The 20,889-nt window shown below is 59.8% G+C and carries 21 protein-coding genes and 2 pseudogenes; 8 read left to right on the forward strand and 15 right to left on the reverse strand.

Annotated features, from left to right (window positions below; genetic code table 11):
• Positions 1-226 precede the first annotated feature (226 nt).
• The 4 genes from trbF to ACYCVF_RS33580 all read left to right on the forward strand — a co-directional run bounded on the left by trbF (position 227) and on the right by ACYCVF_RS33580 (position 3,365).
• Entirely contained in the window at positions 227-910 is a 684-nt protein-coding gene (gene trbF / locus ACYCVF_RS33565; protein ID WP_459607203.1) for a conjugal transfer protein TrbF, read from the forward strand.
• 86 nt (positions 911-996) lie between these two features.
• A complete protein-coding gene (gene trbG / locus ACYCVF_RS33570) occupies positions 997-1,902 on the forward strand; it encodes a P-type conjugative transfer protein TrbG (protein ID WP_459607275.1) in 906 nt (301 codons plus the stop codon).
• The gene (locus ACYCVF_RS33575; protein ID WP_459607204.1) at positions 1,899-3,113 is read left to right on the forward strand and encodes a TraB/TrbI/VirB10 family type IV secretion system protein; all 1,215 of its coding nucleotides are present in this window, start codon (positions 1,899-1,901) and stop codon (positions 3,111-3,113) included. Before trbG ends, ACYCVF_RS33575 begins: the two co-directional genes overlap by 4 nt.
• Before the next feature lie 6 nt (positions 3,114-3,119).
• Positions 3,120-3,365: a DUF2274 domain-containing protein gene (locus tag ACYCVF_RS33580; RefSeq protein ID WP_459607206.1), complete on the forward strand. Its 246-nt coding sequence runs from the start codon at positions 3,120-3,122 to the stop codon at positions 3,363-3,365.
• Here ACYCVF_RS33580 and ACYCVF_RS33585 read toward each other — a convergent pair.
• Both ACYCVF_RS33585 and ACYCVF_RS33590 read right to left on the reverse strand, forming a co-directional pair.
• Positions 3,332-4,270, reverse strand: coding sequence for a LysR family transcriptional regulator (locus ACYCVF_RS33585; protein WP_459607208.1), 939 nt, complete (start codon positions 4,268-4,270; stop codon positions 3,332-3,334). The two genes, ACYCVF_RS33580 and ACYCVF_RS33585, sit on opposite strands and share 34 nt — an antisense overlap.
• 58 nt (positions 4,271-4,328) lie before the next feature.
• Positions 4,329-4,958, reverse strand: a complete 630-nt coding sequence (locus ACYCVF_RS33590) for an acyl-homoserine-lactone synthase (protein WP_459607210.1) — start codon at positions 4,956-4,958, stop codon at positions 4,329-4,331.
• A gap of 275 nt (positions 4,959-5,233) precedes the next feature.
• On the opposite strand from ACYCVF_RS33590, the gene ACYCVF_RS33595 reads away from it, so the two are divergent.
• Positions 5,234-5,479, forward strand: a complete 246-nt coding sequence (locus ACYCVF_RS33595; protein WP_459607212.1) for a hypothetical protein — start codon at positions 5,234-5,236, stop codon at positions 5,477-5,479.
• A gap of 48 nt (positions 5,480-5,527) precedes the next feature.
• Here ACYCVF_RS33595 and ACYCVF_RS33600 read toward each other — a convergent pair.
• Positions 5,528-5,733 (reverse strand): annotated as a pseudogene (locus ACYCVF_RS33600) (transposase domain-containing protein); the annotation flags it as partial.
• Positions 5,734-5,738: 5 nt separating this feature from the next.
• Positions 5,739-6,461: a helix-turn-helix transcriptional regulator gene (locus tag ACYCVF_RS33605; protein ID WP_459607214.1), complete on the reverse strand. Its 723-nt coding sequence runs from the start codon at positions 6,459-6,461 to the stop codon at positions 5,739-5,741.
• Positions 6,462-6,927: 466 nt separating this feature from the next.
• On the opposite strand from ACYCVF_RS33605, the gene ald reads away from it, so the two are divergent.
• Positions 6,928-8,040: an alanine dehydrogenase gene (gene ald / locus ACYCVF_RS33610; protein ID WP_459607215.1), complete on the forward strand. Its 1,113-nt coding sequence runs from the start codon at positions 6,928-6,930 to the stop codon at positions 8,038-8,040.
• A gap of 307 nt (positions 8,041-8,347) precedes the next feature.
• On the opposite strand, the gene ACYCVF_RS33615 is transcribed toward ald, so the two are convergent.
• The 10 genes and pseudogenes from ACYCVF_RS33615 to ACYCVF_RS33660 all read right to left on the reverse strand — a co-directional run bounded on the left by ACYCVF_RS33615 (position 8,348) and on the right by ACYCVF_RS33660 (position 16,741).
• On the reverse strand, positions 8,348-8,548 hold the full coding sequence (locus ACYCVF_RS33615; RefSeq protein ID WP_459607216.1) for a hypothetical protein: 201 nt from the start codon (positions 8,546-8,548) through the stop codon (positions 8,348-8,350).
• A 371-nt stretch (positions 8,549-8,919) separates the two neighbouring features.
• Positions 8,920-9,483 (reverse strand): hypothetical protein, encoded by a 564-nt coding sequence (locus ACYCVF_RS33620; protein WP_459607217.1) that lies wholly within the window; start codon positions 9,481-9,483, stop codon positions 8,920-8,922.
• On the reverse strand, positions 9,484-10,089 hold the full coding sequence (locus ACYCVF_RS33625) for a hypothetical protein (RefSeq protein ID WP_459607219.1): 606 nt from the start codon (positions 10,087-10,089) through the stop codon (positions 9,484-9,486).
• The gene (locus ACYCVF_RS33630; protein WP_459607221.1) at positions 10,086-10,838 is read right to left on the reverse strand and encodes a hypothetical protein; all 753 of its coding nucleotides are present in this window, start codon (positions 10,836-10,838) and stop codon (positions 10,086-10,088) included. The genes ACYCVF_RS33625 and ACYCVF_RS33630 overlap by 4 nt, the downstream gene beginning before the upstream one ends.
• A gap of 369 nt (positions 10,839-11,207) precedes the next feature.
• Positions 11,208-12,872: an IS66 family transposase gene (gene tnpC / locus ACYCVF_RS33635; protein WP_459607222.1), complete on the reverse strand. Its 1,665-nt coding sequence runs from the start codon at positions 12,870-12,872 to the stop codon at positions 11,208-11,210.
• A gap of 45 nt (positions 12,873-12,917) precedes the next feature.
• Positions 12,918-13,264: pseudogene (gene tnpB / locus ACYCVF_RS33640) on the reverse strand (IS66 family insertion sequence element accessory protein TnpB).
• Positions 13,261-13,662, reverse strand: a complete 402-nt coding sequence (gene tnpA, locus ACYCVF_RS33645) for an IS66-like element accessory protein TnpA (protein ID WP_459607223.1) — start codon at positions 13,660-13,662, stop codon at positions 13,261-13,263. Before tnpA ends, tnpB begins: the two are co-directional and overlap by 4 nt.
• Before the next feature lie 605 nt (positions 13,663-14,267).
• Positions 14,268-14,879: an anthranilate synthase component II gene (locus tag ACYCVF_RS33650; protein ID WP_459607225.1), complete on the reverse strand. Its 612-nt coding sequence runs from the start codon at positions 14,877-14,879 to the stop codon at positions 14,268-14,270.
• Complete coding sequence (pabB, locus tag ACYCVF_RS33655) at positions 14,876-16,285, reverse strand: aminodeoxychorismate synthase component I (RefSeq protein ID WP_459607227.1); 1,410 nt, start codon at positions 16,283-16,285, stop codon at positions 14,876-14,878. The genes ACYCVF_RS33650 and pabB overlap by 4 nt, the downstream gene beginning before the upstream one ends.
• 96 nt (positions 16,286-16,381) lie before the next feature.
• Positions 16,382-16,741, reverse strand: a complete 360-nt coding sequence (locus ACYCVF_RS33660; RefSeq protein WP_270163303.1) for a Dabb family protein — start codon at positions 16,739-16,741, stop codon at positions 16,382-16,384.
• 1,764 nt (positions 16,742-18,505) lie between these two features.
• Here ACYCVF_RS33660 and ACYCVF_RS33665 point away from each other — a divergent pair.
• Positions 18,506-18,940, forward strand: coding sequence for a nuclear transport factor 2 family protein (locus tag ACYCVF_RS33665; protein ID WP_234685218.1), 435 nt, complete (start codon positions 18,506-18,508; stop codon positions 18,938-18,940).
• A gap of 151 nt (positions 18,941-19,091) precedes the next feature.
• Here ACYCVF_RS33665 and ACYCVF_RS33670 read toward each other — a convergent pair whose 3' ends face one another.
• Complete coding sequence (locus ACYCVF_RS33670) at positions 19,092-19,727, reverse strand: GntR family transcriptional regulator (protein ID WP_459607229.1); 636 nt, start codon at positions 19,725-19,727, stop codon at positions 19,092-19,094.
• A gap of 124 nt (positions 19,728-19,851) precedes the next feature.
• Between ACYCVF_RS33670 and bioB the strand changes: the two genes are divergently transcribed.
• Positions 19,852-20,889, forward strand: coding sequence for a biotin synthase BioB (bioB, locus tag ACYCVF_RS33675; protein WP_459607230.1), 1,038 nt, complete (start codon positions 19,852-19,854; stop codon positions 20,887-20,889).

Here is a 20,889-nt window from a genome sequence, read left to right on the forward strand (position 1 = left end):
CGGACGCTTTCCTGACGCTGCCTCTCATGCATTTGCTGCCTGACCTCCGGGGTTTGAGCTCAAGCGTTCGCAGACGGCAATGCAGGGCCTGCCGTGTCTCGCGCTGCCTCTGCGTGTTCAGACACCTCGTGCGCGTCGAGCAAGCGACGTGATTGCACCTCCGCCCGCGCCGGCTGGCGATCGAGCAAAATGTAAATCTCAATTCCATTTCTTGGGGAAATGACTGATGTTCAAGAGGTCTTCGGTTCACTACGGGCGAACGCCCGCGCCGGTGACGCCCTACCAGAAGGCGGCGCAAGCGTGGGACGAGCGCATCGGCTCGGCACGCGTGCAAGCCAGAAACTGGCGGCGGATGGCATTCAGCTGCCTGACGCTCTCGTGCGGCCTTGCAGGAGGGCTGGTCTGGCAATCCGGCCAAGGAACCATCACGCCGTGGGTCGTCGAAGTCGATCGTCTCGGCCAGGCCCAAAGAATAGCTCCCGCGACCACCGATTTCGAACCCAGCGATGCTCAGATTGCCTATCACTTGGCTCGCTTTATCGAGGACGTCCGCGGTTTGCCGGCAGACGGCATTGTCCTGCGCCAGAACTGGCTCAGGGCGTACGACTTCACCACCGACCGCGGGGCCGCCGCCCTGAACGAATACGCCAGGAGCAATGATCCATTCTCAAGGCTCGGAAAGACACAAGTCTCAGTCGAAGTCTCAAGCGTGATCCGCGCCTCAACGGAAAGCTTCCGCGTCGCCTGGGTTGAGCGCGGCTACGAGAACGGATCGCTTGGTTCAACGGAGCGCTGGACCGCCATTCTCACGATCGTCATCCAGGCCCCTCGCGATGCCGATCGGTTGCGCAAGAATCCTCTCGGCATCTACGTCAATGCAATCAGCTGGTCGAAGGAGCTCGGGCAATGAAGCCGCAATCCTCTCAAGTCCCGACTGGTCTCTCTCCAGGGTTATCGGGCAGGGCGGCCGTTTCAGTGCTCGCAGTCCTCGCCTGCATGCTCGGCGCCTGCTCGACCTATATCCCGCCCCAAATCACCTATGATTCCGACGTGCCGCCACTGCCGCCGCTACCAGCCGATGTCGATGATCGGAGCCGTCCACTCCACGTCCCGCCCGCCTGGAAGCCGGCGCTCGGCGGCAAATCGGGGGCAAAGGAGGAGGCCGAGCCGGTGGACAGGGTCGAAGCGGCCAATAGCGCAGCTCGCGTCCAGCCACGCAAACGCGGGTATTTCAACGCCGCGCAGATCTACAGCTTCAGTCCCGGTGCCCTGTACCAGGTCTACGCAGCGCCGGGTCAAATCACGGACATTGCGCTGGAGGAAGGCGAACAGCTGGTCGGGTCCGGCCCGCTCGCGGCCGGTGACACCGTGCGTTGGGTCGTCGGGGATACCGAGAACGGAAGCGGGGACGCCCGCCGCGTCCATGTCCTGGTGAAGCCGACGCGCGCCTCGATCGAGACGAACCTCGTCATCAACACGGATCGGCGCACCTATCTGATCGAGCTTCGCGCGCGCGAAAAGCCCTACATGCCGTTGGTTGCGTGGTACTACCCGCAAGATCGGCAGGGGAAAAGACAATCGGCACCTTTGACGCCTGCTTTGCCGGACATCACGCAGCGCAGGTTCCGTTACCGTATCGAAGGTGACAACGCTCCCTGGCGGCCCATTGCGGCCTACGATGATGGTCGCAAGGTCTACATCGAATTCCCGCAAGGCATCGTACAGGGCGAAATGCCGCCCCTGTTTGCCCTCGGTCCTGACGGCAAGACCGAGATCGTCAACTATCGGGCCTATGGCAATCTGCTGATTGTCGATCGGCTGTTCGCAGCCGCCGAACTCCGCCTGGGCGGAGAGCACCAGCAGAAGGTCAGAATTGTCCGGACCGACGGGAGCTCGACATGACCGACCGTCAGGATGAAGAACAACCGGCCGGCACGCAGCGGCCGTCTCAGGAGCAGACAGAGCCGTTTCGGCTCCGCCCAGAATACCCGCGCGTGACTCGCCTTTCGCGCAAGGTCCTGTTGACCGGAAGCTCGCTGGCAGTACTCCTTGTTGCCGGTGCGACCTTCTGGGCGCTGCAGAAAAATCAGGCACGCGGTCCCAGGCCAGAAGAGCTCTACAGCACGGACCATCACAATGTTGCGGAGAGTATCACTGCGCTTCCGCAGGATTACACGATGGTGCCACGCCAGGTGCCGCAGCTGGGCCCACCGCTTCCAGGCGACCTTGGCCGCCCGATCCTCGCTGCTCAGGGGAAGCCGGCCGGTCCCGCGACAGGTTCGGCCGATCAGGAGCGGCAGCGGGAGAACCAGGAGGCAGAGGCGGCGCGCATCAGCCGTCTCTTTGCTTCCACGAATACGCGAGAGGCCTCAAATCCGATAGGCGTCGGGCAAGCCGTTGATCGCGCGAACGTGGCTGCACCGACGCTCAACAACGAGGAGGGAGCTGCGCAGAATGCGCAGGACCGGAAGCTTGCGTTCGTGAATGCCGCCGTGGACAGGCGTACCACGAGTCCGGATCGAATCACGAAAGCTGCTTCACCTTATGTGGTGCAGGCAGGAACGGTCATTCCCGGAGCTCTGATCACGGGCATCCGCTCCGACCTGCCGGGACAGATCACGGCGCAGGTCACCGAGCACGTGTATGACACGCCGACGGGTCGGTTTCTGCTGATCCCGCAGGGTGCGCGTCTCATAGGGGTCTATGACAGCCAGATCAGCTTCGGCCAGTCACGTGTGTTGCTGGTCTGGACGCGGCTGATCATGCCCAACGGACGTTCCATTGTCCTCGAGCGGCAGCCCGGTGCGGATCCATCGGGGTATGCGGGGCTTGGAGACGAGGTCGACAACCACTGGGGCGAACTCTTCAAGGCAGCCGCACTTTCGACCTTCCTGGCCGTCGGCACAGAACTGGGAGCTGGCTCCGACACAAACAGCAACGATAGTGCGATCATTCAGGCGCTGCGACATGGTGCATCGGATTCGCTCAACCAAACTGGACAGCAAGTGGTCCGGCGCAGTCTCAACATCCAGCCCACACTCACTGTCCGGCCCGGGTTTCCGATCCGCGTCAACATCAACCGTGACCTCGTTCTGGAGCCATATAAAGGGTGATTGCACATGCCAAAACTCAAAATCGGCGCGATACCAGATGAAAAGCCCGTCAAGATCAGTCTTGATTTGCCGGCGTCCGTGCATCGCGATCTTGTTGCCTATGCCGAGACCCTTTCGCGTGAATCGAGCCAATCTGTAGAGGCCGCCAAGCTGATTGCGCCGATGCTGGCGCGGTTCATGGCCACCGATCGCGGTTTCAGAAAGCTTAGGCGTTCAAGTCATCCCTCTGCCGTTGAAGGCGGTGAAGGATAGCGTTCGGCCAACAGATCCAGGAAGCGCGTAAGCGCCGGGTTCTCATTGTCCTTTCGCCAGTACGCGTTAAAGCCCATACGGCTTGGTCCAGAACCGTCCTGGATTTCCCGATACACCACGCCGGTGAAGTTGGCCCCCACGTCAGCTTCAAGGACCAGACTTATTCCAAGCCCCAGGCTGACGAGACTCTTGATGATGCCTCGGCTGACATCATGCCGCTCGATCTTTGGCCGCCTCTCATTGGCAACCAGCTTTGAAACCAGCAGCTCTTTCAAATCGCTTCCCGGATCGCGTTGGCTTAGAAGAACTGTCTCGTTGTGAAGATCGGTCCAGTGGATAGCGTTGCGGGTGAGCAGAGGGTGATCCTTTGGAAGCACAATGAGAATGCGCTCGCTCCAAACCGGCAGCCTCTCCTGACCGGATAGCGTACGTCCTCCAGGAACGACGGCGACATCGATGGTGCCAATGCGAACAGAATCCATCAGACGCGTGCGCGGCTGTTCGGCTGTGGTGAGTGCGACCATGGGAGTTCGCGTCCTGAACTCCGCGAGGGTGGCTCGCAGATTGCCTGCAGATATCGAGGTGCAGAAACCCACGGAAAGGTGGCCCGCCTCGCCGCGGCCGCTCGAGCGGCCCGTTGCGACCAGCGTGTCGAGCTGCTCAAGGATCATTCGCGACATTTGCAGGACCGTTCGCCCGGCGGGCGTTGGCGCAACTCCGCCGGTCGAACGATCAAAGAGAGCCACTCCGACCAGGTGCTCAAACTGACTGATCGAGCGACTGAGCACCGAATGCTGCACGGCCAGGCATTCGGCCGCCTGTCGAAAACTTCCGCAGTCTGCCGCAGCAACCGCCGATCGCAGATGATGAAGACTGATATTGGTCGATTGAAAAGGGCGAGACATGTTTCTTGAGATCGCGATCGCTAATGGTTGGGAGGTTGAGCGGCTGAATGCGGCACCTCTACGCAGCTTTCAGCGCCGGCTCCCAGAGCACAGGTGAGCGGAGTGTTCCGGTGTCGCGGACCCGGGATAGTGCGGCCGCCGAAATCTCCAGATAGCCAGCGACTGCTTGGGTGTTTCCCAATACCCTTGCCTGGCCCGCTCGCCGCAGGGGCCACCCGGCGCGTCGCAAGATGCGCTCCATCCGGGCGTCGGTCACCGTGATAATTTCTGTGAGCCGCCTCGAAAGGCCGAATTCGATCATGCCGGCGAAGAGCTCGTAGGTCGCGCTGGTCAGCCCGCGCATCGTTCCGCGCGCTCCAGTGTCAACGTCCAGCGCAAAACGGCTGCTTTCCCAGACCGAGGGAATCGCCTTAAAGGGCTGTCCATCGAGCAGCACAGGGAAGGTATCGCGCAACATCGTCGGTCCGGTAGATGGAAGCAGCCGTACGCAGCCCTGAACGCTATAGTTGCTCGATCGCTGAATCAGATAGACGGGACCAAGTGCATCGAATTCATCGATTTCCATATCCCCGCTGGTCTGAACGTCCCATGCAAGTCGTTCCTTGAAAACCCGGTATCTAAGTCGGTGCATCTCACAAAGGTCTTCAGCAAAGGCTCCATAGAACTCCTGTGTGATGATCTGCATCATTGATTGTGCCTCCAAAGCCGCAAGGGCGGGTATTGAAGGGGAATTGTCGGCGAAGTGCAGCCTCCTCAGTTAAGGAGGGTGTGATACCGAAACCGACGCACGCATCCGGCGCCCCCGGAAACAGCCGGACCGTGCGGCACGAGCATATTTGGTCGGTCCTCGCCCGTAGCGTCGCCGAACAATCTCAGAGCACTATCGACGAGTTTTTACTGTCGGCCTATATGGAGTGGCTAGAACTCGGGAACGAGACCTAGAGTCTGAGGGGACTATCGAGGGTGAAACACACCATGTCAGAAATCTCATGGCGGCAGGATGGGGTCGATCCTGGCTGGTTCATCGCTGAAGGCATCGGATCAGTCCGAAGCACGGCCAGCTACGGACGATCAGGAGGCTGGTGGTTCCTTCCTGCCTGGTTGCCCGACATTGAAGAGAACGACATCGGACCATTCAGGACAAAAGCTTCAGCATTAAAAGAAGCCGAACGTCTGGCTGCCGCCCAAGTTCAAATCGCCGGGAATTAATCGCGGTTTAGCGGCACGGGGGTGATGCCGGAACATCGTTTACCCTCGTTAGCTCATCTTGGTCGGCAAGCTGATGGACTCAAGCCGCATGGCGACGCTCTGAAGGCGCCAATTCCAAGGTGGAAGTGCTAGATGCGTTTGGCGGGATGACCCGGCAGACGGGCCAGTATGTCTGCGAGCCAGGCCTGGGGATCGATGTCGTCGAGCTTGGCGGAAGCGATGACGGTGTAGATGGCCGCGGCGCGCCGGCCGCCCGCACCTAGGTCTTCCGGCGAGCGGCAACAAAACGCGCGACTGCCTGGATCGTCGATCGAACGCCCAGCTTGGCCTTGGCGTTGTCCAGGTGAAATGCGACCGTATGGTGAGAGATGCCCATGATGCGGCCAATCTCCCAGGAAGACTTGCCCTGCGCGGCCCAATTCAGACATTGGATTTCTCGCCGAGAAAGCGTGACACCATCAATCTGATCGCGGGCGCGCAGCTTACGTTGTGCATGTGCATGGAAAGTCGTTGCTATAAAGGGAAGTACACGAGCATGCCGGCGTACGGAACGTCCGAAGGACGCAGCTCGGTCGCTGGCGGCAAATGTGACCGCGGCAACAGCGACGCCGCTCTCGTGAATCGGAACGGTGAAGCCGCAGCGAATGCCAAATCGGGCGGCCTCCTCGAAAAGCTGACGCGCAGGCTCCGAATGTACTTCTGGCCCGAGACCAAGGCCCCATTCAAAGGCCTTGTCCCGGCGAAGGGATTGGATGATCACGGGATCGAACCGATGATACTGCTGCTGGACGTAATGCGAGGTCCAACTTGATGGATAGGTCGAAATCAGAAGCGGCATCGCACCTGGTTTGGAAGGCAGAACGAGGTAGGCGAAACAACACAGATCGAGCGCGGCAGCAGTTTCGGCCATCCCCAGCCTAAGGTCGTCGACATCGGTACTTTCGATGAGTTGATCGATGAAAGCTTGGAAAACGTAACGCATTGTCCTTCTCGCTGCAGGCACTCGAAAAATCACACGTTTGACTTTCGCCTCAATCGGCAAACTCAGATCGGGCTCTCACGTCTTAATCACTTCATGCCACACGGACAACGCCTGGATGCAATCAGGATAATGCGCAATTGCGGTGAAATCTGAGCGCTTGCCTCCAATGATGAGATCAAGTCGTACAAGGTCAAGTCGTGCTTGATATCTTGTGATTGTTTTGATGCGGCGGCCCATAGCCGCGCGATCGCAGTGGCAAACAGTTTCCGCTCGACACGAGAATTCGGTCCGGTCATCCGCCACTTACGGCTGCTCATCGACGATTGCCATGACGGTCTCGTTCGCTGCTTTGAAATCCTGCGTGATTGCACAAAGAATCGCGGAATTTCAGCGCGACTTGGCTCCACTTTCGCAAGTTTGCACCGCGATTCCCACTAGAAGGGGGCCGTCCAAGAGGAGATTCCAAATGAAGGTCGGTGTTCCCAAGGAGATCAAGACGCACGAATACCGCGTGGGCCTGACTCCTGGGGCTGTCCGCGAATATGTGGCCGCAGGCCACAGCGTGCTGATCGAGACCACGGCCGGTGCTGGCATCGGCGCAACAGACGAACAGTACCGCAAGGCTGGCGCGACGATTCTGGGGTCGGCTCACGATGTATTCGCATCGAGCGAGATGATCGTAAAGGTCAAGGAGCCCCAGCCTTCGGAATGGACCCAGCTGCGAGAGAACCAGATCCTCTTCACATATCTGCATCTGGCGCCGGACCCGGAGCAGGCTAAGGGCCTTATAAAGTCCGGATGTACCGCCATTGCCTACGAGACCGTGACTGGTCCGGCTGGCGGGCTTCCGCTGCTTGCGCCGATGAGCGAAGTTGCGGGCAGGCTTGCGATCGAAGCCGCGGGTGCGGCGCTGAGGCGGTACGCAGGCGGGCGGGGGTTATTGATCGGCGGCGTGCCCGGTGTGCAGCCGGCCCGTATCGTTGTGATCGGAGGCGGGGTTGTTGGTGCACATGCCGCTCGGATGGCGGCGGGATTGGGTGCCGAGGTCACGATCCTCGATCGTTCGATTCCCCGGCTTCGCGAACTGGACGAACTATTCGAGGGGCGCGTTCGCACCAGGTTCTCGACCATAGAAGCCGTCGAGGAGGAAGTATTTGCAGCGGACGTTGTCATCGGGGCGGTGCTCGTTCCCGGCGCCAGCGCGCCGAAGCTGGTCAGTCGCGGTATGTTGAGCTCGATGCGCAAGGGCTCCGTCATCGTGGACGTAGCTATCGATCAGGGCGGATGCTTCGAGACCTCGCGTCCGACGACGCATGCGGATCCAACCTACGAGGTGGACGGCGTCATTCATTACTGCGTCGCCAATATGCCCGGAGCTGTCCCGCTCACCTCAAGCCAGGCATTGAACAACGCCACGCTGCCCTTTGGTTTGACTCTCGCCAAGAAGGGATTCGCAGCCGTGCTCGAGAATCCACATCTGCGCGCAGGCCTCAATGTCTATCGGGGCCGGCTAACTTATAAGGCCGTGGCCGAGAGTCTCGGCCTACCCTTCTCACCGATCGAACAGGCCGCGGCCTGATCCCCAGAGGCTCCTTAGGGGGCGTTTTCCTCCCTCACTTGGGCCACTCCTTCGGGAGTGGCCCTTTTTTGAGGGAGGGATGGCACAACTCTACGCAAGACAGCCCTCCGAAGGCAAAGGTCACTCGTTCGAATCGTGTCGGGTGCGCCATTAAACAAGGGATTTTCGTGCGTTTGCCGGTTTAGGCGAAACTCGGTGTCACCAAAGTATCACCACGCGGCGACACCCCTTAAGGGATCACGTGGTCACTTGAGATGCGGTCCGCGCCCGCCCTGTCCGAGGTGGTCGGGCGCGAAATCCGGAATCATCAACGACGCGAATTGATCGAGGTTTCGTCGATCGCCCGTCGCCCGTCTTCATAAAGCGCGAGCCAGCGCGGATCGCCGCTCCCCACCCAACCCGGCTCGCGCGGGTTCGGCACGAGATGCGGCGAGATTTCATTGAGCGCCTGGGCACGGCGCGTGATTTCGATACAGCCGGGATAATACCGCTCGTGGCCCCGAAGCATTTCAGCGTGACCGCAGCAGGTCTTGAAGGTAGCGCTCGTTCTCGGGAACGCCTCCTTCCTGCGCCAGCGAGGGCGACGGCACGTGGGCCTCAGCGATGCAACTGGACTCGAGGCAGACATAGCACTTCTCCGATTTGAGGCGGGTTGGTGTGCGGCCGGCGGGCCGCTGGGCGTTTTTTTGCCGCAAGCCAACTTGGCCGTCCCGGCGGGAGTGGATGCATGGTTAAGCCTGCTATCCGAGTGCGGAAGAGCTAGAGCTCCGCCTGCCGCGACTTGCGAGGCAATAGTGACCGCCCTTGTGCAGCTATCCACGACCCGGCGCAGGCTCCGCAGCAAATCAGTGCATGCACCGCAGCGCGCGGCGAGGCGGGTTAACGCGCTGCAATTTGCTTTGGCTCGATCGGTGGCTCGAGACCATTTTCGTCAGCAAAGGGATGGTTCGGATCATCGCAGTCGCAGTCGCATCGGTGGCGGGCGATCGGCCCAAAGTGCTCCGCCAGCGCCAATCCAGCATCGGTTTTTCGGTTGTTTTTGGCCGCCTTGCTCCCTTGAATCGTGATTGTGAGAGCAAAATCCAAATGCGCTTTCTCACCGTTCTCCCCATCATTTGTCACGACGAGGATGTAACCCTCGTCTTGTAGAGGGAGATCACCATAGCGCGCTGTGCGGAAGCCGCAGTAATAGCGACGTTTAGGCCCTGGCGGCGGCGAACCCGACCTCTCGTTCTGTATGGCGGCGATCCCACAGCCAATTCTATGAACTTCCGTGTCTTCCGGAGCCATACGACGCAGCACACCTGATTGATGTGAAGCTCCGTCCGGAGCAGTTCGCTCGAACTGCCAGAGCAGCTCGTCAACGTGAACCCTGTCTCGAAAGAAACGGGGATAAATTACGCACCGTGAAATCTGATCGTCAGGCGCCAACTCGACGGGCATCTAAGAGCTCGAATTGAAATCAAGCAACTTAAACGTTTTGACATCGATCGAGTCAACTATTTTGATCCGCTTCTTCTCTCTCCGTACAACATATCCGAGCTCACCATCGGTTATCGTGATCGCGTATGTTGTGCCTCCCAGCGACCAAAGCATAACCACGGCCTCGGAGCCGTTCGATGTGACCATCGGAGGCGCGTAGTTGTGGCGCTCAAGTTCTTTCAACACTTGCAGCGCGGTACCCACAGCGCCTTGCTCAACCGGTTCGTAACCTCCTTCGCCGCGCTCCAGCTCCTGCAGATGAGCTTCAATCTCCCGATAATACCCGGTTGGGGCACGAGGAGCGGCATCCGTTGAACTCTCAGATACCCTGCGGCCATCGGTGCGAACATAGAGCATCGGTATAGCGTTGGCGCTGCTGTCAGCAGAGTGGATCAATCGTCGATGAACAATCCGATCGCTTTGATACTGCTCCCATCGGCCGTGAGGCCAAGATGATCCGGCGTGGTACACGTCCTGAGCTGACGACGGTGTGCTGCTTTGATTTAGCGACAGCGAATCCTTCGGAGCATCCGTCGAGGAGGTTGTGTTTAGGAACGCTGTGATCATTCGAAAGCTTTTCTGCCAAGCGCGGAAATTGAAATGATAGAGTCAGCCAATTCGGATAAAATTTCGGGCGCTTGCGCTGGATCGAAGGTTGAGGTCTGTAATGTGTTGAGGTCGATCTTCCAACTCACAGCGTCTACAGCTTGAAATAGCTGAGGCGTCGCTCCACTCTGGGCAACGTTAAATCTAAGAAGTTGCATCTGACTTTGTGACCAGGTGCAGATCCTATTAATCATCACCGAAGGAACACATTTCAATGAATCGCGCACGTTGAACTGATAAATTGCATCAGACGCTTCGCGCGGAAACGACGCTTCGGATGCTTCTGTGATTATAGACGTCGCATTTCCCTCTGTTTTGGCAAGAAGGGAGAGAACTATCGCCAATCTTACTGGCCTGACCTTGGTGCTCAGCTTTGCAGCATAACCGGACACTTGCTTTACCGATTTTCCAAAATCCTCAAGAACAGGAATTTCGGTCGAAGGTGGCGATTCAACGGGGGTTACGTTGACTACAGAGTCAGGCGATTGCATCAAAACGTCGATACGCCCGATTTGCGAGGCGACCGTTACGTTGACACCATCCCTTACGCCAGCTGCGGTGGTTTGGGCGGCGGGGTTCTGAGCGAGCCGATTGAAACTGTCTGGGCTTTCAGAGCCGAACAACTCCATCCACAGCGATAGCGCATCCGGCTGTGGCACTCCTGGCTGCGAAAAGATCACAGCCTGAACTAAATCCGCCTGCCACAGCATAAAACACCCGTTCGAAGATTGTACCCTTCCGGGTAGCATATACGAGTTAAGACGCTTTGAAACGGCTTCCCGGCAGCAATAGGGCGAGCCGTTCGGCTATATCCAACAACATCTGGGGTTAAGCGCTGCCTCGACCGACTACATAGGCTGGTGCACATCGATCCAAGCTATAGCCGCGCCAGTGAGCGCCCGCAACCACCCATGGTTGTAACGTGGGGTTAACCACCTCGGCCATCTAGATGCCAAGGCTTCCGGTAGCTGCGACGGCATGCTCTCCGCACGCACTCCCACGGTACGCATACGACGAAGGCCGCCTGATTGACACATGCGCGCGAGCGCGGCGAGTTCTACGATGGCGTTGCGTGAAGGTCAGGCGGCTTGCTGATCGGCGGACTTGCCGGCTTGGTGCAGGAGCTTCCATTCCCAGGGCAGCAGTTCGCGCAGCCGCGACGCGGGAAGATCGGCGATCCGGGCGAGGACGTCGGCGAGCCAGGCCTTTGGATCGACGTCGTTGAGGCGGCAAGTCGTGATCATCGTCAGCATGATCGCGGCACGGTCGGCGCCACGTTGGCTACCAGCGAAGGTCCAGTTGCGCCTTCCCAAGGCAATGCCTCTCAATGCACGCTCAGCGCAATTGTTGGTCAAGCAGATCCTGCCATCGTCGAGGAAGCGGACGAAGTCGTCCCAGCGCTTGAGCATGTAGTTCATGGGCTTCAGGACCTCGGCGGAGCGCGAGAGGCTTTCTCGCTCGCGGAGCAGCCAGTCATGCATGTCGTCGAGCAGCGGCTTGCTCCGCTCCTGGCGCACGGCACGCCGCTCGTCGGCACTACGGCCGTTGATGGCGCGCTCGATCTCGAACAACGCATCCAGACGCCTGACCGCCTCCAGCGCGATCGGGGAGACCGGTTTGCCCTTGCGGCCTTCCCGGGCGGCTTTCTCGATGTCAGCCAGCTCGAAGAATCCCCGCCGCGCATGGGCCAGGCAAAATGCCGGCGTGATCGGCATTGCTTTCCTTTTTGGGTCGAACAACGGCTCGAAGCCGCCATAGCAATCCGCCTGCAGAATGCCGGCGAAGGCGGCCAGATGCTTCTGAGGATGTTCGCCCCGTCGGTTGCCCGAGGCATAATAGACCGCCGCCGGCGGCGCAGGCCCGGCGAACGGCCGGTCATCCCGCACATAGGTCCAGATCCGGCCGGTCGTGCACTTGCCCTTCGCCAGGATGCGGATGGTGGTGTCGTCGCCATGAAGGCGCTCGGCCGCGAGTACATGATGCTCGATCAGCTGGAACAGCGGCATGACGGCGAAGGTTCCGTGGCCGACCTGGTCGGCCAGCGTCGACAGCGGCAGGTCGATCCGTTCAGCCTTGAAGCGCACGCTCTGGCGATTGAGCGGGATATGCATGCCGAACTTGTCGAACAGCATTGTCGCCAGCAATTGCGGACCGATGAAGCCGCGCGGCGTGGCATGGAACGGTGCCGGCGGCTGGCTGATCTTCTCGCAATCGCGGCAGGTGAACTTCTCGCGTACCGTCTCGATCACCTTGAAGCGACGCGGGATCTCCTCCAGCGTCTTGGTCACATCCTCTCCGACCTTCGCCAGCCGAGATCCACCGCAGCAGGCGCAGCTCGTTGGAGCCTCAATGACGACGCGCTCGTGTTCGATGTCGTCCGGCCATGGCTGGCGAACCGGCCGCTTGCGCATGAAGAGGCGAACGTTCTGCGTCTTCGCTGCTGCGGCCTGCGCGGCAAGCTCATTCTCGGTCGCCGTGGTGGCGAGTTCTTCGAGCTCCAATTCCAACTGCTCGAGTAAACGCGCCGTGCGCTCGGAGCGCTGCCCGTGCAGTTCGCGTTTGAGCTTCTCGATCCGTAGCTCAAGATGAGCGATCAGCACCTCGCTGTGCGACAGCTCCGCCCGCGCGTTGGCGGCATCCGCGACTGCCACGTCGCGTTCAGCCTGCAACGCCTCGCGCTCGGCCAGCAGAGCAAGGTAGGCTCTCGTGAGATCCGAAGGAAGGTCGTCCGGCTTCGATGTCATGACGCCATTGAATCAGATCGAGCATCAGATTCAAACCCAAAACGATTATCCGACCCGCGTCGGCCGCTGGGTTTCTTGCGGATTGCGCCAATCGATCCCGGACAGCAGATAGCTCAACTGCGCCAGCGAGATCGTTACCGCTTCACCGGCAACCGATGGCCAGATAAACTTTCCTCTCTCGATTTTTTTGTGAACAAGCAGGCTCCCTGACCATCGTGCCAGATCACCTTCACAAGATCGCTGCGGCGACCGCGGAAGACAAACAAATGACCGCTGAGCGGTTCTTTGTGCAGCACCTCCTGCACTTGGAGGGCCAGCGACGGAAAGCCTCTGCGCATATCCGTGTAGCCTGTCGCCAGCCACACTCGCACATTCCCTGGCACAGCAATCATCGGCGTCCAAGCACATCGAGGACCCGCGCCAGCGCCTCCGGATCGACGTGTGCATCCACCCGGATGCACCGTCGGTTGCCGAGATCGATCTCTATCAATCCAGTACGTGCGGCTGCCGCCGAGCGAACTCGGCCATCAACCGTAGGCAAAAGCTTCGCAGTTTCTTCAGTCGAGGCCGCTACGGCGGCGATCTGCACCGGCGTAAAAGATGGTACAATTTGTTCCGATGTCCGTGCTTGTCGACGCCAGGTAAACACCAGGCTGGCCGCTACTCCGTTGCGCCGCGCAACCTCAGTTACCTTCGCGCCCGGTGCCAGCGTCTCCTCGACAATCCGTGCCTTGTCGTCCTGCGACCAACGCCGCCGCCGCTCCAGCCCGCCCAAAACCTCGACCCGCATCGCCTGATGACCTTAAAGCTAGACTTAAGGTCACACGCTTCGCGAATTACCAACCCTCACGCAAGACGGCCCCCATCGGAGGCGTACCTCCCACGTGGGGGAAAGCGGAAAGAAATCATCACCCCTCCCGCAATCCGCTGTTCGGTCAGAGCACCCTCATGATGTAGTTGCAGACGATCGATATTTATCTGCCACCACTTTGCGAAACTTCAATCAGACGCTCATGCGCGAGCCCGCGCCTCGGCCCTGGCAGTGCACTCGACAACCCAAGCACCGCACGAGGATCGGCATCGCCACGACGGACAACGGGAAAGCTCGCCGTCTGGATTAGAGCCTCATCCTCCCGTTCAAGCTCAACCAACTCGGTCAAGACGGCTTTGAAGCGATTCGCGCGGTCCGCGTCCGTCAACCCCTCACCCTTGATGTTCACGACCGATCGAGCGAACGAAGCCGAGCGTCTGGATAGAGCGGTGCCCCAGGCTGCTATTTCACACACCCATCATCGCTGATGCGAGCGCCGTGCGTCGGCATCAGGCCTGAAGACGTGTACCACTTCGCACTCGAGCGTCATCGGTTGCGGCGAGATCGAGTTGCGGCCGAGACCGTCATAGCGATCCGGCAGCTGGCTCGATGCTCGCCCAGGAAGCCTCCGTCAGACGTAGGAAGTTCATAAGAAGCACGTGCCCTTGTTCCGTAAGTATCGATTCCGGGTGGAACTGCAGACCAAATGTTGGTTGGAAATGATGTGCGAGCGCCATGATCTCGCCCTCATCCGAACGCGCCGTCACCGTGAGATACGGCGCGGATGCCTCATTCAGCTCAACAACAAGAGAATGGTAGCGCCCGACGCGAAGTTGGGATGGGAGCTTCTCGAACAGCCCTCGACCATCATGCGTGACATACGAGGACCGACCGTGCATAGGGCGACGTGCACGCGCGACGCCTCCGCCGAAAACGGTTCCGATACACTGGTGTCCGAGGCAAATTCCGAGAATTGGAACGCGACCTGAAAGCTCGCGAACGACGGCCGTGGATATTCCGGCCTCAAGTGGAGTGCACGGACCCGGTGAGATGACCACTGCGCGCGGCTTCAAGCCAACAAGGTCCCTGACGCTGATCTCGTCGTTCCGGACCACCTGCGTTGCCTCACCAAGATTGCGGAAATAGCGGGCAATGTTGAAGACGAAGGAATCGTAGTTGTCGATGATGACAATCAAACTGCACCGGATCGTTCAGCACGAAACGCATCGAAGATGCGCTTCGCCTTGGCCAGCGTCTCCTCGTATTCGGCCTCTGGGTCCGACATCGCCGTTATCCCGCTGCCTGCATGAAAGACAGCCACATCACCGTCGATCGTTACAGTGCGAATCGCAATGTTTGTGTCCATGTGCCCGTTAAAGCCGATAAAGCCGATCGCCCCGCAATAGAGCTCGCGTGCCACACGCTCGATTTCCGCTATGATTTCCATCGAGCGCACCTTTGGCGCTCCGGTAATGGAGCCGCCGGGAAAGCAAGCGCGAAGTAAGGTAACGGCGTCCTGGTCTCCTGCAAGTTCACCCGTAACGACCGACACGAGGTGGTGCACCGAGGCATAGGATTCGAGGTCGCACAGCGCTGGAACTTCGATCGAACGCGCAGTGCAGACACGTGACAGATCGTTGCGTAGGAGGTCGACGATCATGACGTTCTCGGCGCGGTCCTTTTCAGACGCAACGAGGATTTCACCTCGGCGTTGGTCTTCCTTCCAATCAGCGGAACGCGCGATCGTGCCCTTGATGGGGCGTGTTTCGACCCGGCCTCCACCGAGCTTCAGGAAACGCTCCGGCGAGCTCGATGCGACGGTCAGCTTGCCATAGCGCAGAAGCGCCCCAAAAGGTGCGGGGTTCGATGATCGTAGCTGGCTGTAGAAGGTGAGGGGGTCGAAGGAAGTCGCCACCCTGGCGCTGAAGCGCTGCGCAATGTTGGCTTGGAAGACGTCTCCGGCCAGAATCAAGCCGACGACGCGCTTGACCGCCGCAACATAGTCCTCGCGGCTGAAGTTCGAATGCCAGGCGCCCACGCTGCCGGAGGATGTATCCCGCGGCGTCTCTGGGTTGGCAAGCAGTGCTGCAAATTCGTCGGCTCGACGGCGTGCACGCTCTACGCGCCGTACAGGATCCTGCTCCGGCCACCCTGTGGAAATGATCCAGCATTTGTTGTGCCGGTGGTCATAGCTCACGACTACATCATAGAAATGCAGGAGCGATTGGGGCAATCCCTGCCCGGGAATTGCGGGCGTCGGCAAGTGCTCTAACGTCCTGTTCAGATCGTAAGCAAGGAAGCCGGCTGCGCCTCCCTGGAACGGGGGGAGATCGGAGCGATGCTCTTGCAAATAGTTGGCGAGAAGGGCGCGAAGAGCTTCCCACGGGTCGCCCTCAAGAGGCTCTCCGTTCCAACGCGCCTGTCCGTCCGCGACCATAAAGGTACTGAACGGATCGCAGCTCAGATATGAATAGCGGCCGAGCAATTCATGCTTGGCCGCGCTATCGAGAAACGTAAGCTGCGGGCGATGAGCCAGACATCGCATCGCCATGACGGGTTCGATCCACGGCAGCTCGCGGACGTGCACTGGGCTGTCAGTCACCGATGACTTGCCTGCTGTGAGATGTGTTCAGATTGTGATCCCGAGCCGACCGAGAGCTGGTCTGGGACCCGGGGACCCTTGAGGCCGATTGTCAGGTTAGCCCCCGCCAGTCGGCTCGAGGCGCCGAGCAACTTGACCTGTTGCAGCCGTTGAGGCCAAGCGCGCATCCGTTGATACGGTGTAATCGGCCGCAAACCGCAGCTCGCGGAGCGGTCGCACCCGGCTAATCGATTCCTGGTATAGGTCGTGAGCCCTGTAGGCTGCGAGTTCCCTCTCATTGTCGAACTCACCGTAGACCACTACGTCGATATCGTTGCCGAACTGGTCGGTCTTGCGATTGCGACCAACCTCGAGCAGGCGTGCATGTGGGATTGTGGTGAGAACTGACAGGCCTTCGATCATTTCGTCGATCTGGGCCTTATCCTTGGCGGTAAACAAAACGATGTGACGAATCATGATGGACCTGGGGTGATAGGGAAGTAGGCGCATAACTATCTTGGCCTTGAGCGCGCTGCAACATTACCGCAGCGGGTCGCAATCGCCGCAACGGCCTTGCTGCTGGACCTTCTGCTAGTGCTCAAGCCCGCGCCATTTGCGGCCCGTGGCCGCGGTCCAGGCCAGAGGCCAGCGCGCGCGCTCCAGATCCCGCGACGTGAGCCGCGGGCACTTAGGCGGTCATCGTTGCCTCGGTGTCAGGTGCAACCGCCCTCAAACCCAGCCACATGCCATCGGTCTTGCAGTTCTTCTTGTTGGGATCTCCATAGACAAAGGTGCCCCGTGAATTCGTCGTTCGTCCATGCGCGTAGCGGTGGTCAACAGCACAACCCGGCTCTCCCGGGAGGCAGTAGCCGCTCATGAGGTGCGACCCACATCGGCTTTTTGACGCGGTTGATGGTCGAGGCACGTGAGCGCTCCAGCTTTGTCAAGACGGCATCGCGATCGGGCCGACCACGACCTGCGCGACCGCTCGAGACATCATCCTCTATAGGCCCGTCACGCGCAGCCACTCTAGGGGGTGCAGAAGCACCTTTGGGCGACCGATTTACGATCGGGCTGAGCTGGTCGGATGTCAGCCGATCGTCCCTCTGCGGTAAGGCCGCTATGCCGGACCAATAGTCGATTTCTGCGATGAATTTCTGCGCTAAATAGAGAAACGTCGCATGACGTATGCGCTGCCAGGACGGAGATTGGCGAATTTCTTCTAGAACAAAGAGATAAACTTTGCGCTTATCGACGGTGCCCGATCGAACGGTGGGCAGGTCAAGGTCAAAGCAACGAGTGCAGGCGGAAATGGATGCCGAAGCGCGACGCGGATTGAGCTACGTCGCGCCCCGCCGCTCGTCGCAAGCCTGAGCCCTCCAACGCGCAATGGGAGATGCAGGAATTGGAGACGGACATGTCCAAAGACCATCAAAAACTTCAGCGCAACACCGTCAAACGGTGCGCCATTTGCGCCGGAAAGTGTGGCCTTATTCGTTACTACTCTTCGCGAACCGCCCTCTGCTCAAAGAGGTGCGTTGAACACTTCAAGTCCCGTTGCGAAGCGGACAGCAATTGGTTGCGGCAATTACCCGCCGCCTGAGCGGTCATCGGCGGCAGAGACGGCACCCGATTCGGAGGACGCGTCTCCTACTGCGGTCCGGAGTGCCGCATGTTTACTGCGGCGCCGAAATCGTTGACGTCGAACAGCGCGCGACAATCTCGCGAGCTGCGCACCGACCGCAGGGAAGGCGTGAATCTCCATCATGAAGTTTGTATTGGTCAATCACAGGGCCCCGCTCAACAGGGCGGTCTGCACCGCGTGCGCGGAAGTTCTCGGTACCGGATACCTGCGGGACGTGTCGACGCAGAGGCCGTACTGTGGTTACGATTGCTACCTTCGCTACGAAGCCAGGAGCCTGCTGATGCCCTGGCTGAAAACGTCATGTGCCGAAGCGGATGCCTCGAAGCGTCACGCCTCGCCGCTCGAACTCATGACGTCGTTTGCCGCAGCATCCTACTGGTGTTCGATCTCACTTGCAGCCTTGCGGGTGGGGGAGCTCATGGCCGTAGAGGTGTCCAACACTGTGCGTGAGGGCACATGGACGTTTGGTTCACCCCCGTGGCGCGGCTACGGAGGCGGCCCCAGCCCGCCGCAATGAGGTCCGCTGAGCTTGATGCGTCGATACAGATACCAAGAAGCAGCTCCGTTATTGCAAGCTGGTTTCAGGAATACCAAAAATGGCGGAGCATAGCTTCTGGCGCTTCTCGCGAACGTTGCATCGCGCGATCAATGACCGGCATTTTGAGGACATCGAGGCCCTCCTCGACGAAGAGGTCGACTGGGCGCTCTATGGTCCGATCGACATGTTTCCATTTCTCGGCGCTCGGCATGGCAAGCACGCCGTGCTCGACGTCATCCGGGAGATCTCTGACAATGTCCAGATTCGCCGTTTCGACCGCGAGAGGACTATGCTCGGCGTCGATTCCGCAGCCTCCATGCTGCGCTGTTCCCTGGCGGCGCGCAAATCCGACAAGTCCATCTCGCTGCGCGCGGCGCAGTTCGCTCAGTTCAAGGCCGGCGGCCTCATCAGCATGCGTGTGCTCGTCGACACCTTTGATCTCGTCGAGCAAGCACTTGGCCGGAAAATTCATCTCCCGAAGATGACAAACTGAGATGAGGGGCGCCAGCGGGTCTCTCCCTCTCGTGGGGTCGACGATGGCGCGTGCGCGATGCTTACGCCGGACGCGATCGCGTCTTCAGGGTGATGACGGCGATCGGCGTCAACGTCGAGAACTTCGTAAACGGACCGGAAGCCTCTTCCGGTCAGGAGGCGGGAAGGGCGAGGCGCTCAATGGTTTGAATGTGACGCGCGAGCAGGGTGCAGGCTTGATCGACGTTGCGGGCTCGCAGTGCCTGCAGAATCAGCCGGTGATCCTGATTGGACCGCGGTCGCCAGCCGGCACTTCGCGCCATTGCAAACACCAGCCGCGAATTTGCAAGCTGCAGTCCATCGAGACTAGCGAGCAGGCGCGGCATTGCGCAGGGCGAAACCAGCGCGTGGTGAAAGGCGCGGTTGGCCATTTCAAAATCCTCAATTGTCTCGGCATTATCTCCTTCAATAAGGGCGAGCTCGATCCCCGCCAGATGAGCCGCTGTAAGCTTTGGAGCCGCATTGCGCAATGCGACCACTTCGAGCGCGGCGCGCATCTCGGCGATCTCCCTCACCGACTTGGTGTCGAGAGGAGCAACCCGCACGCCGCGACGGGGCCGAGCTACGACAAGGTGCTGGGCTTCCAGCTGCCGAAAGGCCTCGCGGACCGGAACGTGACTGGAATTGAATTGCCGCGCGACATGATCCTGCCGGAGTGGAGCGTCTGGCTGCAGCGCGCCGCTGATAATGCGTTCGCCGATCGAGTCGGCGATGCGGCCGGCAACCGTCGTGTTCTCGTCCATCACCATAGATTATCTACCAGAAAAACGAATGCGCTCACTTAGGACATCCTCTAGCATTGGTCGAGGGTAGTTATCATAGATAATCTCTCGCTTAATCTATGACTGATCGTGAATGGGGGGCGTGGCTCTGATGGTTGCTGCTGTGGACGTGAAGCGAAGCGATGGAGCCAACAGCCCGCAGCTCCGCGGAGACTGGACGCGCGCCGAGGTTGAAGTGCTCTATGGCCTGCCGTTTGCCGAGTTGATGTTTCAGGCGCAGAGCGTTCATCGGGCCAACTTCAATCCAAACCACGTCGAAACCGCAAGCCTGCTCAGCATCAAGACCGGCGGCTGTCCGGAGGACTGCGGCTACTGCTCGCAGAGCGCGCATTACGATACCGGGCTGAAAGCCACCCGCCTGATGAATCGAGCCGATGTGGTCGCGGCCGCGCAACGTGCCAAGGACGCTGGAGCGACCCGCTTCTGCATGGCCGCGGCTTGGCGCAGTCCAAAAGACCGCGATCTTGATCAGGTCTGCGACATGGTCGGTGCGGTCAAGGGTCTCGGCATGGAGACCTGCGTCACGCTCGGGATGCTGACGCCGAAGCAGACTGCGCGGCTCTCAGAGGCCGGTCTCGACTTCTATAACCACAACGTCGATACCTCGGCGCAGTTCTACGGCAAGATCATCACCACGCGCACCTTACAGGACCGGATCGCCACACTTGCACATGTGCGCGAGGTGGGCATCAAGGTCTGCTGCGGCGGCATTATCGGCATGGGCGAGCTCGTCGAGGATCGCCTCGCCATGCTCGTCCTGCTTGCCAACCTACCCAGCCATCCGGAAAGCGTTCCGATCAACCTGTGGAACGAGGTCAAGGGCGTGCCGGTGAATGACACCGCAGAGCGCCCAGACCCCATCGCGCTGGTGCGTCTGGTCGCGACGACCCGCATCATGATGCCCAAGAGCGTGGTGCGGTTGTCCGCTGGACGTCAATACATGAGCGATGAACTGCAGGCGCTGTGCTTCCTAGCGGGCGCAAATTCGATCTTCATCGGCGATGTGCTGTTGACCACCAAAAACTCGAAAGCCGACCGCGACACGAATTTGCTGGCCCGGCTCGGCATCACGTCCCGACTCAACGAACACAGCAGCGCGCATGCTGCGCGCCAATTCCATCGAAGGTGA

The organism is Bradyrhizobium cedriense (assembly GCF_054602315.1).

Bases quoted from the DNA above. Each gene is read 5' to 3' on its own strand.
- ACYCVF_RS33665 (WP_234685218.1), top strand. From the start codon at position 18,506: ATGGCGGAGCATAGCTTCTGGCGCTTCTCGCGAACGTTGCATCGCGCG.
- ACYCVF_RS33620 (WP_459607217.1), bottom strand. From the start codon at position 9,483: ATGCCCGTCGAGTTGGCGCCTGACGATCAGATTTCACGGTGCGTAATT.
- ACYCVF_RS33605 (WP_459607214.1), bottom strand. From the start codon at position 6,461: ATGCGTTACGTTTTCCAAGCTTTCATCGATCAACTCATCGAAAGTACC.
- bioB (WP_459607230.1), top strand. From the start codon at position 19,852: ATGGTTGCTGCTGTGGACGTGAAGCGAAGCGATGGAGCCAACAGCCCG.
- ACYCVF_RS33630 (WP_459607221.1), bottom strand. From the start codon at position 10,838: ATGCTGTGGCAGGCGGATTTAGTTCAGGCTGTGATCTTTTCGCAGCCA.
- ACYCVF_RS33660 (WP_270163303.1), bottom strand. From the start codon at position 16,741: ATGATTCGTCACATCGTTTTGTTTACCGCCAAGGATAAGGCCCAGATC.
- ACYCVF_RS33580 (WP_459607206.1), top strand. From the start codon at position 3,120: ATGCCAAAACTCAAAATCGGCGCGATACCAGATGAAAAGCCCGTCAAG.
- ACYCVF_RS33585 (WP_459607208.1), bottom strand. From the start codon at position 4,270: ATGTCTCGCCCTTTTCAATCGACCAATATCAGTCTTCATCATCTGCGA.
- tnpA (WP_459607223.1), bottom strand. From the start codon at position 13,662: ATGCGGGTCGAGGTTTTGGGCGGGCTGGAGCGGCGGCGGCGTTGGTCG.
- trbF (WP_459607203.1), top strand. From the start codon at position 227: ATGTTCAAGAGGTCTTCGGTTCACTACGGGCGAACGCCCGCGCCGGTG.
- trbG (WP_459607275.1), top strand. From the start codon at position 997: ATGCTCGGCGCCTGCTCGACCTATATCCCGCCCCAAATCACCTATGAT.
- tnpC (WP_459607222.1), bottom strand. From the start codon at position 12,872: ATGACATCGAAGCCGGACGACCTTCCTTCGGATCTCACGAGAGCCTAC.
- ald (WP_459607215.1), top strand. From the start codon at position 6,928: ATGAAGGTCGGTGTTCCCAAGGAGATCAAGACGCACGAATACCGCGTG.
- ACYCVF_RS33615 (WP_459607216.1), bottom strand. From the start codon at position 8,548: ATGCTTCGGGGCCACGAGCGGTATTATCCCGGCTGTATCGAAATCACG.
- ACYCVF_RS33670 (WP_459607229.1), bottom strand. From the start codon at position 19,727: ATGGTGATGGACGAGAACACGACGGTTGCCGGCCGCATCGCCGACTCG.
- ACYCVF_RS33590 (WP_459607210.1), bottom strand. From the start codon at position 4,958: ATGATGCAGATCATCACACAGGAGTTCTATGGAGCCTTTGCTGAAGAC.
- ACYCVF_RS33625 (WP_459607219.1), bottom strand. From the start codon at position 10,089: ATGATCACAGCGTTCCTAAACACAACCTCCTCGACGGATGCTCCGAAG.
- ACYCVF_RS33575 (WP_459607204.1), top strand. From the start codon at position 1,899: ATGACCGACCGTCAGGATGAAGAACAACCGGCCGGCACGCAGCGGCCG.